We start from the raw sequence: 15,244 nt of genomic DNA, 5'->3' as shown, positions 1-15,244 counted from the left end.
TGTTAAGGAATCATTATGGATATTATCAACAGCATTATTAGTCTGGGGGCATCAGTCATGATGCCAGTAATATTCTTTATTATCGCACTTTGCTTTGGGGTAAAAATCGGTACGGCATTTAAAGCGGGGATGCTGGTCGGTATTGGGTTCGAAGGCGTCGGCCTGGTAATTGGCCTGCTGCTGACGAACATTGGCCCTGCATCACAGGCAATGGTCGAGCGCATCGGCCTGCAACTGAATGTCGTCGACACCGGGTGGCCGACCGCTTCAACGATTGGCTGGGGCTCTCCGCTGATGCTGCCTGTCGTGGTCGGTTTTATTGTCATCAATCTGGCCATGCTACTGCTCAAATTAACCAAAACGGTGAATATCGATATCTTCAACTACTGGATATTCCTGATCATGGGCTCGGTCGTGTATGCCGGAACCGGTAACTACTGGCTTTCTGTTGGCATAACATTTGGTATTTTTGTCTTAACGTTACTGGCAGCAGATTTAACCGCCCCGTATTTACAAAAAAATTATAATCTAAAAGGGATTTCTTTCCCTCACCTTACCTGTATAGCCTACGTCCCCTTTGGCATAGCCTGTAATTACATTATTGATAAGATTCCGCTTATCAATAAAATTAATTTTGATCCGGAAAGCATTAATAAAAAGTTCGGTGTATTTGGTGAGCCGTTAACGCTGGGTTTCGTACTGGGATTGCTGCTGGCATTCCTTGCCGGGTATGACGTTTCAGCTGCCGTTTCGCTGGCAATCAAGGTCTCCGCGGCGATGCTGCTGTTGCCAAAAATGATTGAAATACTGGTGCAGGGATTGCTTATCGTCCGTGATGCCGCAGAAGCAAAATTGAAGGCCAAATTCCCTGACCGTGACTTTTATATCGGCATGGATACCGCGTTATTGATTGGCGAACCTTCAGTCCTGGCCACCGGACTGCTGTTGATCCCGATGGCCGTAGTGCTGTCTATCATTCTGCCCGGTAACCGCGTTCTGCCATTTGTCGACCTCGCTTCATTGATGTTCCTGCTGGCGATGGTCACGCCATTCTGTAAACGCAATATGTTCCGCATGTTCATTAGCGGCACGCTGATCGTCAGCTGCATTTTGTACGTCGGAACGGACATTTCTAAGGAATACACTCAGGCGGCGGTTAACTCCAACATTCCGGTGCCGGAGGGAATGTCTGAAATTACCAATATTGTCGGGGGGGCGACCACACCGGTTGGCTGGCTGGCAGTGAAGTTTGGGGAGTTTTTCAGTACTGCGCCTTAATTCAGAGTCACAACACAAACAGAGGGCAATCCCCTGCCCTCTGTTTCTTTTTAAACATTTCAGAAAAATCTTCAACTGAATGACATATCAACCAGAGCATTCCTTAGAAAAAGATGACTTCAAAAGACAAATCTTGCTATGAAATTTTCTGTATATGACTCATTTAACTTCGTCTCCAAATTGTTTTTTTTGAAAATAGAATTAACATCAAGCTCACGCTATTAATATCCCCATCCATTAAACCAGTTAACTACCCTGTTCTTTTCTCTTAGGGACATTAACTTACAAACGCCCACGTATAATCACGCCTCTCCCGAATAACGAGCTGTTCATTGTGATGGTATACATGCGTTCATTTCATGGTATTTCCTCGCATCATGAGAGTCGTTATAACTAACATCATTGAAGCGCCAACATTTCTTCGAAGGAGTGGATAATGAAAGTGCTGAGCAAAAGACAAATATCGCTGGTAAATCAATTAGCTCAGGAAGATGGTTGGCTAAGCACGGCTCAGGCCGCGAAAATCCTTCATATTGATCCTACCCGCGAATAGTGGACACACGACTAAGTGAGTAAACTCTCAACCAGAGGTGACTCATGACAAAACCAGCATCAACCAGTAAGAAGCCCCGCAAACAGCACACGCCTGAATTCCGTAACGAAGCCCTGAAGCTTGCGGAACGTATCGGTGTTGCTGCCGCTGCCCGGGAACTCAGCCTGTACGAATCCCAGCTCTACGCATGGCGCAGTAAGATTAACACTGCCCGCAGCTCTTCCGAACGTGAGCAGGAAATGTCCGTTGAAATTGCCCGTCTTAAGCGCCAACTGGCGGAACAGGCAGAGGAGCTGGCCATTATCCAAAAGGCCGCGGCATACTTCACGAAGCGCCTGAAATGAAGTATGTCTTCATCGAAAATCATCGGGCTGAGTTCAGCGTCAAAGCCATGTGCCGGGTACTGCGGGTCGCCCGCAGCGGCTGGTATGCGTGGCGTCTGTCTCGTCAGCAGATAACACCACGTCAGCAATTCCGACTCGTCTGTGATACTGCTGTCCGTCAGGCATTCACGGAGGCAAAACAGCGTTATGGTGCACCCCGTCTCGCTGACGAGCTGCCTGAGTACAACGTCAAAACCATTGCTGCCAGCCTCCGTCGTCAGGGACTTCGTGCAAAGGCTGCCCGGAAGTTCAGCCCGGTCAGCTACAAAGAACATGGCCTGCCGGTGTCTGACAATCTGCTGAAACAGGATTTTTACGCGAGTGGCCCGAATCAGAAGTGGGCAGGAGACATCACGTATCTTCGTACCGACGAGGGCTGGCTGTACCTCGCGGTGGTGATTGACCTGTGGTCGCGGGCTGTCATCGGCTGGTCAATGTCGTCGCGGATGACAGCGCAGCTGGCCTGCGATGCACTGCAGATGGCACTCTGGCGACGTAAGCGACCGGAAAATGTCATTGTCCACACCGATCGCGGCGGGCAATACTGTTCGGCGAACTATCAGGCGCTGCTGAAGCGGCATAATCTGCACGGAAGCATGAGTGCCAAAGGATGTTGTTACGACAATGCCTGCGCGGAAAGCTTCTTCCACTCGCTGAAGGTGGAATGTATCCACGGGGAACACTTTATCAGCCGGGAAATCATGCGGATGACGGTGTTTAATTATATAGAGTGTGATTACAATCGGTGGCGCCGACACAGTGCCTGTGGCGGCCTCAGTCCGGAACAGTTTGAAAATCAGAACCTCGCTTAGGGCCGTGTCCACATTACGTGGGTAAGATCAGTTGCTGCGCGGGCAGGATACTCCAGGTGGCATCTTCAGCGGATTTTTGTGCAGGTGAAATAATTTATTTACTCCTTCTTTCCATGATAATTATAGAAATGTGCAGATACACCACTCCTGGAATTTATAGATAGCTCTTCATGCCTATCTCTATAATAAAAATAAAGCTAATCGACAATATTTTTACAAGAAGAGAGAGCGCTTTGTATTTCATTAACTACAAGATCGTATATTTTATCTCTTGATTTTTCATATATTACATTTAAATCATATCCTTCTAAGTGTGAACCATAGCCCTCTATCCACGACATATTCTTAAACATCTCATCATCATCGGTGTATAAATTACAGAATCCCTTATGAGCTCTTGTATTTCTATCTGTACGTAGAAGACCACCAGAGGAATCAATTATTTTTAAGTTACTCAAAATATCAGAATGAGTGTCTTTAATAATCTTACCGAATTGTTTAATATTTAAAGAGTAATCTGGGATATTAAGTTCTAAAACCTCATTAACAAAATGAAAGGTTATATCACGAAGGCTTGAAAATCTAAATAATGCCAAATCAACAATTGCCTTAAGCCAATCATATCGATTTATATTTCTTACTTTTGAAACCAATGGCAAATTATTAACCCCTAGCATTTGAGGGATGACTCTTAAATCTGCGAATTGTTGTTCTAATGCGTTAAATCTAATATAGGTCAAATGCGCATATGCCATATGGGGATCTGCTTTAGAGAACTCATTCCAATCAGCGTAGGAATGATCATACAGAAAATATGTATTAATCGAATCATAAAGTACCCCTTTGAAAGCAGTCCCCTCCAGATCCCACCAATAATAATCATCTTTCATAAAAAGCCTCGCTGAAGTTAAATGCAAAATCCAAAAAAATATTATTTTAATGTCAGCCTAAAACCTTATCCAACTCTTTACTATCAGAATAAACACTTAGTATTTTACGCACCCATTCCTGATTATATAAATACCCATCAAAACCTTCGATATAACCACAGTACTTCCCTTTTAGAGTTTTATCTACATGAGATGGTCTGACATCAAAATGCTTCCAAAACTTTGCATGAGTACTAAGATTAAAAGACTTATGTTTTTTTTGAACCAACTCAACTACCTTTTTAGGTTTCAACTTAAATTGATTTTCCACTCCTTTGATGAAAGCAATTCCAGTATCAAATTTCTCAAGTTCATCTTCGGTGAGATTATTAACATTGATAAACTCTATAGAAATATCAGAACTTGATGCCTTTTTACCAATCAAGGGGACTAACAAAGCTCTGAGTCGATATTGTTGACTTTCTAATATTTCTTGCTCCAAGTCTCTTTTATAATCCTCGATATATTTCTTAACAATAGTGAAATTTTTTGATTGGACTTTCTTCAAAGCGTCGATCTGCGCTTGCTGAGACATCCTTGTAAGTTGCATTGCAAGAGATAAGTTTACCATTAAAGCATTTTCATCACCAAATTCGTTAATGAGAATATCTTCAAAGTTATTTATTGAAGCCTGGCACTCACCAAAAGTTAGTGTATCTATTTCAGGGAGACCTCGGTGTTCAATGATATTACGTAAACCTATTAAAAAAAATACATTCGATTTTTCTGGGGTATTTCTTCCAAGCCAATATTTTTCACAGCAGGTTTTCAGTTCCCACGCTTTTTTGTCACCATCAACAATTTTATGAGAGCCATCATCATTCAAGTAAAAATAATCAACACCTCTTTTTGCGAATATAGCATGAAATAATGATGTATATGCTATAACTACATTAACTATAAAACCATGAGTTTTAAACTCTGTAAATGGATTATTGTAAACAGAAACAGCAAGCATAGCGAACTCTCTTGCTTTTTTTAAATTAATGCTTCGCTCACTTTTGGCCGGTTCAACGCTCTTCTGACTATGAAGATTTCTGAAGTCTTCCTTACTTAAGTATTTTAATCCAAGTGTGGTATATTGAGCGCCATCCCTTGATATATATTTACTCCATCTTTTAGTTGGATATGTTTTACATGTCTGAACTTTCCAACCAGTAGCCACTGCTAAATCAGCAATAGTAAAAAATTCTTGCCGATTTTCCTTTCCTACTAAAAAATCAAAAGCCTTATCAACCTGATCATATTTTTTCATACAACATCCCTATTTAACTTTTAAAGATGAATATCCTTTTAGATTTGTCTGCGAAAATTTTTTCGCAGACAAATAAAAAGACATTGTACATTCTAAATATATTATTTTTATGTACTTACATCACACATAAAAGATAACAACTCGCCATACCACTGCATCATCTCCCTCCTCCCGTCCAGATACTGCGCATGGTTATACGTCCCACGAATTGAGTTCTTATCGACGTGAGCCAGCTGTAACTCAATCCAGGCCGAATTGAAACCCTGCTCATGCAAAATGGTACTCATCGTGTGGCGGAATCCATGCCCTGTAACGCGCCCGGCATAGCCGATACGCCTGACCAACACAGTCAATGCCATATCACTCATCGGTTTCTTAGGATTATTACGTCCTGGGAACAGCAACGCTCCTGCTCCCGTCATGGGTTTAAGCTGATTAAGTAGGTCAATTGCCTGGCTTGATAACGGAACCAGATGAGGGCGGCGCATTTTCATGCGTTCCGCTGGTACATTCCAAACCTTTTTCTCAAAATCAAATTCCTGCCACTCCGCTTGCCTCAACTCCCCAGGCCTTACTCCCGTTAAAATAAGCAATTGCATCGCAATCTTAACAAGCACACTACCGGCATAGGTGTTCAGAGTCCGAAGAAACTCTGGCAATTCATCCTGGGTTAAAAAAGCATAGTGCTCTTTCTCATGAGGAGTCACGGCGCTGGCTAGATCTGGTGCTGGATTGTACTCGGCCCTGCCAGTCACCACGGCATACTTCCAGACTTCTCCACAACGCTGGCGAATCTTACGGACCTTCTCAGTTGCTCCTCGTGCTTCTATTTTTGAAAGAACAGCAAGCAACTCCATCGGCTTGATATCTTTGATTGGCCGGTGACCGATATAAGGGAACACATCCTTTTCGAAGGTTCTCAGCATCTCTTCGCGGTAGGAGACAGACCAGCGGTCATAGCGACGCTGATACCACTCCCGCGTGATAGCCTCAAAAGAGTTTTCTGCGTCTTGTTGACGACTAAGTTTCTCAATTTTCCGTTCAAGAGAAGGATCGTTGCCAGCCGCTAATGTCCTTTTAGCATCCTCTCGCTTGCTTCTGGCTTCAGCTAAAGAAACATCGGGGTAAACGCCAATAGCGAGCAGCTTCTCTTTACCTAACGAACGGTATTTGAGACGCCAGTATCTTTTACCATTGGGATTAACCAGCAGGTAAAGCCCACCACCATCGGCCAGTTTGTAGGGCTTCTCTTTGGGTTTCGCAGTTTCAACCTGACGAGCAGTCAGCTTCATTGGGGGTACCTCTCAGCAGGGGGTACAATTATACCCCCATCCATACCCCCACATTGAGCTTGACCCTGGGGGAGTACAATTGAGTTCAATAGACTAATAGAATGCTATAACTGCTGATTTATCAAGGGAAAATTGAGTTTGATAGACTTCAGGAGACTTGAGTTTGGAGCGGGCGAAGGGAATCGAACCCTCGTATAGAGCTTGGGAAGCTCTCGTTCTACCATTGAACTACGCCCGCTTTGAGGTGCGTAGGCCATTATAGACCTTACGCACCGTCTTACAAGACTTAACCACACTAACTGCTGATAAAATAACCGGTTAGCACTTAGGCTTGCTGCCCTGCGGCGGCAAATAGCGTAGCGGATCGATAGCCGTCGCCCGATAGCGAATCTGGAAATGCAGGCGCACGGAGTCAGCATCGGTGCTGCCCATGGTGGCAATCTGCTGCCCTATCTTCACGCTCTGACCGTTATTGACCATCAGCTTATCGTTATGGGCGTAGGCGCTAATGTAATCTTCATTGTGCTTAATCATGATCAGATTCCCGTAACCGCGCAGCTGGTTGCCGACATACACCACTTTGCCAGCGCCGGAGGCGTACACCGGCTGCCCACGCGTCCCGGCGATATCAATCCCTTTATTCCCGCCATCGCTTGAGGAATAAGGCAGAATAACTTTCCCGCTGGTCGGCCAGCGCCAGCAACGTTGCCCCACCGGCGGCCAGGATACTGGTGGTAAAGCCGCAGGCGGCTTGCTCGCGGCGGTGCGCGTGCTGCTCTTCGCGGACGAACGGCTCTTCGAGGAGCTGGTTCCGGCAGCCGGGTTCAGCTTCAGACGCTGCCCAACTTCAATGGTATACGGCGGAGAGATATTGTTCAGTCGGGCCAGATCTTTGATGCTGGTGCCAGTCGTCCGGGAAATACGGTACAGCGTGTCACCGCGTTTTACGGTATAGACGGAACCGGAATCAGATGAACTGGAACACCCGGCAATCACCAGGCTACAAACCAACATCATATTGATAAAAAAGCGTTTTCTCATCAGGCGTCCTGCACTCAACACAGCTCTCATCTCATCATTATGGATGACTATCATACCAGCCCACAGGCAGAACCCCAATCGCTACGCTTGTGATGCCCGGTTTCCTCGCTGCGCTGACCACCTGCCTACCGCTTGTTTAGATAATGCCTTTCGTGACGTTATCGGCTACCCTGTGCGTGATTGCATATCCCGGCACGTTTATGCCAGTTGATTTTTACTATCAGGAGTTGTCATGACCGGGGAACATGTCATTTTGCTCGATGAGCAGGATAATCCGGTTGGCATGCAGGAAAAGTATGCTGCCCATACCCTCAATACCCCTTTGCACCTCGCCTTTTCCTGCTGGCTGTTTAATCAGCAAGGGCAGCTACTGGTGACGCGTCGTTCGCTGAGCAAGAAAGCCTGGCCAGGCGTCTGGACCAACTCGGTCTGCGGCCACCCGCAGGAGGGCGAAACGTTTGAACAGGCCGTCCAGCGACGCAGCCTTTTTGAGCTGGGCGTGACCATCACCGACATTACGCCGGTGCACCCGGCGTTCCGCTATCGCGCGGTCGCCCCAAACGGGATTGTCGAAAACGAAGTCTGCCCGGTTTATGCCGCCACGACCACCAGCCCGCTCGCTCCCCATGCCGATGAGGTGATGGATTATCAGTGGTGCAGCCTTGACGATCTGCTGCAGGGGCTCGCCTTAACGCCGTGGGCCTACAGCCCGTGGATGGTTCTTGAAGCGGATGACCAGGATGCCCGCCAGGCGCTGTGCAGCTACGCCGCGCATTTGCGATGACCCGCTAGCGGGAAACACATTCCCACCGGAAATAAAGACCAAAAAAAAACCCCGGCATCGATAGCCGGGGTTAGGTTATTCGCGGTCGGTCTTATTTCACCGGGCGCATAGCCGGGAACAGGATCACGTCGCGGATGGTGTGGCTGTTGGTGAACAGCATTACCATACGGTCGATACCAATACCCAGGCCAGCCGTCGGCGGCAGACCGTGTTCCAGCGCGGTCACGTAGTCTTCGTCGTAGAACATCGCTTCGTCGTCACCGGCCGCTTTCGCATTCACCTGGTCCTGGAAGCGCTGCGCCTGGTCTTCTGCATCGTTCAGCTCGCTAAAGCCGTTACCGATCTCACGCCCGCCGATGAAGAATTCAAAGCGGTCGGTGATTTCCGGGTTCTCGTCATTACGACGCGCCAGCGGAGAAACTTCTGCCGGGTATTCGGTGATGAAGGTCGGCTGAATCAGGTGCGCTTCCGCCACTTCTTCAAAGATCTCAGTCACGATACGGCCCAGACCCCAGCTCTTCTCGACGTGCAGACCAATGGCCTGTGCGATAGCTTTCGCAGAATCGAAGTTATCCAGATCCGCCATCTCGGTTTCCGGACGGTATTTCTTGATAGCTTCACGCATGGTCAGTTTTTCAAACGGCTTACCGAAATCGAAGGTCTGATCGCCATAAGGCACCGCGGTGTTGCCCAGAATATCCTGCGCCAGAGTACGGAACAGGGATTCGGTCAGCTCGATCAGATCTTTATAATCCGCATACGCCATATAGAGTTCCATCATGGTGAACTCTGGATTGTGGCGAACGGAGATCCCTTCGTTACGGAAGTTACGGTTGATTTCGAACACGCGCTCAAAGCCGCCAACCACCAGACGTTTCAGGTACAGTTCCGGCGCGATACGCAGGTACATGTCCATATCCAGGGCGTTGTGATGGGTGATGAACGGACGGGCAGACGCGCCGCCAGGGATCACCTGCATCATCGGGGTTTCGACTTCCATAAAGTCGCGACCAACCATGAACTGGCGGATACCAGCCAGAATCTGGGAGCGAATTTTGAAGGTTTTGCGCGATTCGTCGTTGGAGATCAGGTCCAGATAACGCTGACGGTAGCGGGCTTCCTGATCCTGCAGGCCGTGGAATTTGTCCGGCAGCGGGCGCAGGGCTTTGGTCAGCAGACGCAGTTCGGTGCAGTGAATAGAAAGCTCACCGGTTTTGGTTTTGAACAGCTTACCGCGGGCGGCGATGATGTCACCGAGGTCCCATTTTTTGAACTGCTCGTTGTAGACGCCTTCTGCCAGATCGTCACGCGCCACGTACAACTGAATGCGGCCGCCAACGTCCTGCAGGGTCACGAAGGAGGCTTTACCCATAATACGACGGGTCATCATGCGGCCAGCAACGGAGACTTCAACGTTCAGCGCTTCCAGCTCTTCGTTTTCTTTCGCATCGAAGTCAGCGTGCAGTTGGTCAGAGGTATGGTCACGACGGAAATCGTTCGGGAACGGGATACCCTGCTCACGCAGCGCAGCCAGCTTTTCACGACGGCTTTTCAGTTCATTATTAAGGTCAATTGCCGCGTCAGCGCCCTGTGCTTGTTGTTCAGACATGTTGGTTCCTCATAACCCTGCTTTCAAACTTGCTTCGATAAATTGATCCAGGCTGCCGTCGAGCACGGCCTGAGTATTGCGGGTTTCCACCCCGGTGCGCAGATCTTTAATGCGGGAGTCATCCAGCACATAAGAGCGGATCTGGCTGCCCCAGCCGATGTCGGATTTGGTATCTTCCATCGCCTGCTTCTCGGCATTTTTCTTCTGCATTTCCAGTTCATAAAGCTTGGCTTTCATCTGCTTCATGGCCTGGTCTTTGTTCTTGTGCTGTGAACGGTCGTTCTGGCACTGCGTCACTAAGCCGCTTGGAATGTGGGTAATACGCACCGCGGATTCCGTACGGTTAACGTGCTGACCACCCGCACCTGAAGCGCGGTAAACGTCAATACGCAGGTCTGCCGGGTTGATCTCGATATCAATGTCGTCATCCACTTCCGGATAGACAAACGCGGAACTGAACGAGGTGTGGCGACGGCCGCCGGAATCGAACGGGCTCTTACGCACCAGGCGGTGAACGCCGGTTTCCGTTCTCAGCCAGCCGTAGGCGTAATCGCCAATAATCTTGATGGTCACGGATTTGATGCCCGCGACTTCACCTTCAGACTCTTCGATAATCTCGGTTTTAAAACCGCGCGCTTCAGCCCAACGCAGATACATACGCGTCAGCATGCTGGCCCAGTCCTGGGCTTCAGTCCCGCCGGAACCGGCCTGAATATCGAGGTAGCAGTCGGCGCTGTCGTATTCGCCGGAGAACATACGGCGGAACTCAAGCTGCGCCAGTTTCTCTTCCAGCACGTCCAGTTCGGCAACGGCTTCGTTGAAGGTCTCTTCGTCGTCGGCTTCAACGGCCAGCTCCAGCAGCCCGGAGACATCCTCCAGCCCCTGGGACATCTGGTCCAGCGTCTCGACGATGGCTTCCAGTGAAGAACGCTCTTTCCCCAGCGCCTGTGCACGCTCGGGTTCGTTCCACACGTCCGGCTGTTCCAGCTCGGCGTTTACTTCTTCCAGACGCTCTTTCTTGGCATCGTAGTCAAAGATACCCCCTGAGAACGTCAGAGCGCTCCGTGAGGTCCTGAATGCGGTTTTTTACCGGATTTATTTCAAACATGGTCGATTTTCTTTTAATGGATTCGTCAAAATGCGGTGATAAGAGCGGAATTGTACCGGATCCCCGCTCTCTTTTATAGACACTTCGCCCTTCAGTGCGCCTCTTTATTGGTGGCTTTTTCGTCAGACCGGCCAGAGATGGTCGATGATAAGCTGCAGGCTACGATTACCACGGAACTCATTAATATCGAGCTTATAGGCCAGCGTCACTTCGCGCACGCCGTTATCCGGCCACATCGAAGTATCAACGTTGAAGGCAATACCGTCCAGCAGCGGGCCGCCGCCGACCGGTTCGACCATCACCTTCAGATGACGCTCGCCCACCAGCCGTTGTTGAAGCAGGCGGAAACGGCCGTCAAACAGCGGTTCCGGGAACATCTGGCCCCAGGGGCCGGCTTCACGCAGCATATGGGCCACTTCCATGCTCATCTCCGCCGCCTCCAGCGGGCCGTCGGACACCACTTCACCCTGTAACAGCGCCGGATCCAGCCACTCGGTAACCAGATCGCCGAAGCACTTCTGAAACTCGGCAAAACGCGCCTCTTCCAGTGACAGCCCCGCCGCCATGGCGTGGCCGCCAAATTTCAGGATCAGCCCAGGATTGAGGGTATCAAGACGCTCAAGCGCATCGCGCATGTGCAGCCCCTGAATGGAACGACCGGACCCTTTTAACAGCCCGTCGCCGGTTGGTGCGAAGGCAATCACCGGACGATGAAAACGCTCTTTAATGCGCGACGCCAGAATACCGACCACCCCCTGATGCCACTGCGGGTGATACATCGCCAGCCCGCCGGGCAGGGTTTCGCCGCTACGCTCAAGCTGCTCGCACAGCGTCAGCGCCTCGGCCTGCATGCCCTGCTCAATCTCTTTGCGGGTCTGGTTTAGCGCATCCAGCTCGTTGGCCAGCATCCGCGCGTCGCCGACGTTATCGCACAGCAGCAGCGCCACGCCGACCGACATATCATCCAGCCTGCCTGCCGCGTTCAGCCGCGGCCCCAGGGCAAAGCCCAGGTCGCTGGCCGCCAGCTTTTGCGGATCGCGGTTGGCGATCTCCAGCAGCGCCTTGATCCCCGGACGGCACTTGCCGGCCCGAATACGGCTCAGCCCCTGCCAGGTCAGGATCCGGTTATTGGCATCCAGCGGCACCACGTCCGCTACCGTTCCCAGGGCCACCAGATCCAGCAGTTCTGCCAGATTAGGGGCGGCAATCCCGCGAGTTTCAAACCAGTTTTTATCACGCAGGAAAGTGCGCAATGCCAGCATCAGGTAGAACGCTACGCCCACGCCGGCCAGCGATTTCGACGGGAACTCGCAGTCGCGCAAATTGGGGTTCACGATGGCTTCCGCCGCCGGTAATGTATCGCCCGGTAGGTGATGATCGGTCACCACCACCGGGATCCCCAGCGCGTGTGCGTGATCGACGCCGGCATGCGATGAAATCCCGTTATCGACGGTCATAATCATCTGCGCGCCGCGCGCATGGGCCTGATCGACAACCTCAGGACTTAACCCGTAGCCATCTTCAAACCGGTTCGGTACCAGGTAGGAGACCTTGCTGTAGCCCAGCGCACGCAGCGCCAGCACGCTCAGCGCGGTACTGGTGGCGCCATCGGCGTCAAAATCGCCGACCACGACGATATGCAACTCTTGCTGGAAAGCGCTGTACAGCATCTCCACCGCACGCTCGATGCCGTTCAGCTGCGTCCATGGCAGCATGCCTTTGACACCGCGCTCCAGCTCCTGGGCGCGCAGCACACCGCGGCTGCTATACAGACGCTGCAACAGCGGTGGCAGGTCGCCAGGTAAATCAGCCCCGTCAACCGCCTCGCGGCGGCGTAGTTGTATCTGTGGTTTCACGCGAATTATTTACCGCTTGTCTGTTTTTGATGCTCATCAAGGAAGGCTTTCAGCTCTTTCGGCCCCTGATAACCCGGCAGCACGTAGCCGTTGCTCAACACCATCGCCGGTGTCCCGTTCACGCCAAACTGCACGCCAAGCGTGTAGTGCTTGCTGATATCAACGTTGCAGCTCGCGGCCTGTACGCCTTTGCCGGCCATGGCGTCATCCAGCGCTTTGTTGCGATCTTTCGCGCACCAGATCGCTTTCATATCCTGCTCCGCCTGGCTTTGCAGCCCCTGACGCGGGAAGGCCAGATAACGCACGGTGATCCCCAGCGCGTTATAGTCGCTCATCTCTTCGTGCAGCTTGTGGCAGTAGCCGCAGGTGATATCGGTGAACACGGTGATCACGTGTTTTTCCTGTGGCGCTTTATAGATGATCATCTCTTTTTCCAGCGCGTTCAGCTTGCCGACCAGCAACGCATTGGTGACGTTAAGCGGCTGCGCGCCGCTGACGTCGTACATCGGCCCCTGGATGACATGTTTGCCGTCATCGGTCACGTACAGTACGCCGCTGTCGGTCAGCACGGTGCTCATCCCGGTAACCGGGGAAGGCTGAATATCCGTGCTCTGCACACCCAGCTTGGCCAATGACTGTTTGATGGCCGCCGTGTCAGCATGCGCGGCCCCGGACAGCGTTGCCGCCAGCAGAGTGAACATCAATAAACCGTTTTTCATACATCGTCCTTTTTAGTCAGCACTCACGCCCGTGGGTGATGCTGTTGATGAAGTTGTCTCAGACGCTCGGTCGCCACGTGGGTGTAGATCTGCGTCGTAGAGAGATCGCTATGTCCTAATAGCATCTGTACCACGCGCAAATCCGCGCCGTGGTTAAGTAAGTGCGTGGCAAACGCATGGCGTAACACGTGCGGCGAAAGCTTCGCGCTATCGATGCCCGCCAGTACGGCATAGTGCTTAATCCGATGCCAGAAAGTCTGGCGCGTCATCTGCTGCGCGCGCTGGCTGGGGAAAAGCACATCGGAAGCCACGCCGTTGAGCAGCCAGGGACGCCCGTACTCCAGGTAGTTCTCCACCCACAGCACCGCCTCTTCGCCAAGCGGAACCAGCCGTTCTTTATTCCCTTTACCGACCACCCGCAGCACCCCCTGACGCAGGCTGATATCGCTCATCGTCAGGCCAACCAGCTCCGATACGCGCAGACCGGTGGCGTACAGCACCTCCAGCATCGCTTTATCGCGTAACTCTAAGGGCTGTTCGACCAACGGCGCCTGCAGCAGACGATCGACCTGGGCTTCGCTCAGATCTTTCGGTAACCGCTGCGGCAGCTTCGGCGACGCCAGCAACGCGCTGGGATCGTCCGGGCGGACTTTTTCCCGATACAGATGCTGAAAGAAGCGGCGCACGGCGCTTAACAAGCGCGCGGTGCTGGTGGCTTTATAGCCCCCGGTTTGTCTTTCAGCCAGCAGCGCCTGCAGGTCTTCGCCGCTAACGCTTATCAGGGTCAACGCGCGATGGTGCAGCCATTCCACCACCATAGTCAGATCCCGTCGGTAGGCGCTGAGCGTATTTTCAGCAAGGTTACGCTCCAGCCACAACGCATCGAGAAACTGTTCGATTCGTGCAAGATCCTGTTCCACATCGGCCTCTTTGCTCGTTAAAACGGCTCCAGTATACCCAAATTAGTTGCCCTGCTGGGCAAAAACGGCAGCGCGGTGCTCTCAGACGCTGAACATACAACCTTAAGTATGCGGCCGGCGGTGCCTTTCTGATAAACTAAGCGCAAAGTCACAGCATGAATTGAGATGTTTACCCCATGAACATAGGTCTTTTTTACGGCTCCAGCACCTGCTACACCGAAATGGCAGCGGAGAAGATTCGCGATATCATCGGTCCGGAACTGGTGACGCTGCACAATCTGAAAGATGATTCCCCTGCCCTGATGACAGAATATGACGTGCTGATCCTCGGCATTCCGACATGGGATTTCGGCGAGATTCAGGAAGACTGGGACGCTATCTGGCAGCAGTTAGACACCCTGGATCTGCAGGATAAAATTGTGGCGATGTACGGCATGGGCGACCAACTGGGTTACGGCGAATGGTTCCTCGACGCGCTGGGCATGCTGCACGATAAGCTGATCACCAAAGGGGTGAAGTTTATCGGTTACTGGCCGACGGAAGGCTACGAATTCACCAGCCAGAAACCGATTATTGCCGATGGCCAGCTGTTCGTTGGCCTGGCGCTTGATGAAACAAACCAGTATGAGATGAGCGACGATCGCCTGCAGAACTGGTGCGAACAAATCCTCGGCGAGATGGCTGAGCAGTTCGCCTGACTGGCTC

The 15,244-nt window shown here is 51.1% G+C and carries 13 protein-coding genes and 1 tRNA gene; 4 read left to right on the top strand and 10 right to left on the bottom strand.

Annotated features, from left to right (window positions below):
* Positions 1-15 precede the first annotated feature (15 nt).
* Both HF679_RS22650 and HF679_RS22645 read left to right on the top strand, forming a co-directional pair.
* Complete coding sequence (locus tag HF679_RS22650; protein WP_001546979.1) at positions 16-1,278, top strand: PTS galactitol transporter subunit IIC; 1,263 nt, start codon at positions 16-18, stop codon at positions 1,276-1,278.
* Positions 1,279-1,875: 597 nt separating this feature from the next.
* A protein-coding gene (locus HF679_RS22645) for an IS3 family transposase (RefSeq protein WP_187042386.1) occupies positions 1,876-3,026 on the top strand; the annotation gives its coding sequence in 2 pieces (ribosomal slippage) (positions 1,876-2,134 and positions 2,134-3,026; 1,152 coding nt in all).
* A 197-nt stretch (positions 3,027-3,223) separates the two neighbouring features.
* On the opposite strand, the gene HF679_RS22640 is transcribed toward HF679_RS22645, so the two are convergent.
* The 5 genes from HF679_RS22640 to actS form a co-directional block, all read right to left on the bottom strand.
* A complete protein-coding gene (locus tag HF679_RS22640; RefSeq protein WP_261802970.1) occupies positions 3,224-3,916 on the bottom strand; it encodes a Cthe_2314 family HEPN domain-containing protein in 693 nt (230 codons plus the stop codon).
* Between the two features lie 52 nt (positions 3,917-3,968).
* Positions 3,969-5,210: a DUF3644 domain-containing protein gene (locus HF679_RS22635; protein ID WP_032694012.1), complete on the bottom strand. Its 1,242-nt coding sequence runs from the start codon at positions 5,208-5,210 to the stop codon at positions 3,969-3,971.
* Between the two features lie 107 nt (positions 5,211-5,317).
* Entirely contained in the window at positions 5,318-6,502 is a 1,185-nt protein-coding gene (locus HF679_RS22630) for a tyrosine-type recombinase/integrase (protein ID WP_187042385.1), read from the bottom strand.
* A gap of 164 nt (positions 6,503-6,666) precedes the next feature.
* Positions 6,667-6,740, bottom strand: a tRNA-Gly gene (locus HF679_RS22625).
* 80 nt (positions 6,741-6,820) lie between these two features.
* Positions 6,821-7,543 carry an amidase activator ActS gene (gene actS, locus HF679_RS22620; protein ID WP_123756569.1) on the bottom strand — a complete coding sequence of 241 codons (723 nt, stop codon included), beginning with the start codon at positions 7,541-7,543 and terminating at the stop codon, positions 6,821-6,823.
* Between the two features lie 232 nt (positions 7,544-7,775).
* On the opposite strand from actS, the gene idi reads away from it, so the two are divergent.
* Positions 7,776-8,327 (top strand): isopentenyl-diphosphate Delta-isomerase, encoded by a 552-nt coding sequence (gene idi / locus HF679_RS22615; protein WP_123756568.1) that lies wholly within the window; start codon positions 7,776-7,778, stop codon positions 8,325-8,327.
* 91 nt (positions 8,328-8,418) lie between these two features.
* Here idi and lysS read toward each other — a convergent pair whose 3' ends face one another.
* The 5 genes from lysS to xerD all read right to left on the bottom strand — a co-directional run bounded on the left by lysS (position 8,419) and on the right by xerD (position 14,539).
* Positions 8,419-9,936, bottom strand: a complete 1,518-nt coding sequence (gene lysS, locus HF679_RS22610; RefSeq protein ID WP_123756567.1) for a lysine--tRNA ligase — start codon at positions 9,934-9,936, stop codon at positions 8,419-8,421.
* A gap of 9 nt (positions 9,937-9,945) precedes the next feature.
* Positions 9,946-11,044 (bottom strand): peptide chain release factor 2 gene (gene prfB, locus HF679_RS22605; RefSeq protein ID WP_123756566.1). Its coding sequence is split into 2 segments (ribosomal slippage): positions 9,946-10,968 and positions 10,970-11,044, totalling 1,098 coding nucleotides; the frame shifts between segments, so codons are not numbered across the junction.
* Positions 11,045-11,166: 122 nt separating this feature from the next.
* Positions 11,167-12,900 carry a single-stranded-DNA-specific exonuclease RecJ gene (recJ, locus tag HF679_RS22600; RefSeq protein ID WP_123756565.1) on the bottom strand — a complete coding sequence of 578 codons (1,734 nt, stop codon included), beginning with the start codon at positions 12,898-12,900 and terminating at the stop codon, positions 11,167-11,169.
* Positions 12,901-12,905: 5 nt separating this feature from the next.
* Positions 12,906-13,619 (bottom strand): bifunctional protein-disulfide isomerase/oxidoreductase DsbC, encoded by a 714-nt coding sequence (gene dsbC, locus HF679_RS22595; protein ID WP_123756564.1) that lies wholly within the window; start codon positions 13,617-13,619, stop codon positions 12,906-12,908.
* Between the two features lie 23 nt (positions 13,620-13,642).
* Positions 13,643-14,539, bottom strand: a complete 897-nt coding sequence (xerD, locus tag HF679_RS22590) for a site-specific tyrosine recombinase XerD (RefSeq protein WP_123756563.1) — start codon at positions 14,537-14,539, stop codon at positions 13,643-13,645.
* Positions 14,540-14,715: 176 nt separating this feature from the next.
* Between xerD and fldB the strand changes: the two genes are divergently transcribed.
* Positions 14,716-15,237 (top strand): flavodoxin FldB, encoded by a 522-nt coding sequence (fldB, locus tag HF679_RS22585; RefSeq protein WP_123756562.1) that lies wholly within the window; start codon positions 14,716-14,718, stop codon positions 15,235-15,237.
* Positions 15,238-15,244 lie beyond the last annotated feature (7 nt).

Source organism: Enterobacter sp. JUb54, assembly GCF_014298075.1.
Taxonomy (GTDB): Bacteria; Pseudomonadota; Gammaproteobacteria; order Enterobacterales; family Enterobacteriaceae; genus Klebsiella; species Klebsiella lignicola.
This window is presented reverse-complemented; position numbering and strand designations above follow the sequence as displayed.

Coding starts and splice junctions, on each gene's coding strand:
- HF679_RS22650 (WP_001546979.1), top strand. CDS start 16: ATGGATATTATCAACAGCATTATTAGTCTGGGGGCATCAGTCATGATG.
- HF679_RS22640 (WP_261802970.1), bottom strand. CDS start 3,916: ATGAAAGATGATTATTATTGGTGGGATCTGGAGGGGACTGCTTTCAAA.
- HF679_RS22635 (WP_032694012.1), bottom strand. CDS start 5,210: ATGAAAAAATATGATCAGGTTGATAAGGCTTTTGATTTTTTAGTAGGA.
- HF679_RS22630 (WP_187042385.1), bottom strand. CDS start 6,502: ATGAAGCTGACTGCTCGTCAGGTTGAAACTGCGAAACCCAAAGAGAAG.
- actS (WP_123756569.1), bottom strand. CDS start 7,543: ATGAGAAAACGCTTTTTTATCAATATGATGTTGGTTTGTAGCCTGGTG.
- idi (WP_123756568.1), top strand. CDS start 7,776: ATGACCGGGGAACATGTCATTTTGCTCGATGAGCAGGATAATCCGGTT.
- lysS (WP_123756567.1), bottom strand. CDS start 9,936: ATGTCTGAACAACAAGCACAGGGCGCTGACGCGGCAATTGACCTTAAT.
- dsbC (WP_123756564.1), bottom strand. CDS start 13,619: ATGAAAAACGGTTTATTGATGTTCACTCTGCTGGCGGCAACGCTGTCC.
- fldB (WP_123756562.1), top strand. CDS start 14,716: ATGAACATAGGTCTTTTTTACGGCTCCAGCACCTGCTACACCGAAATG.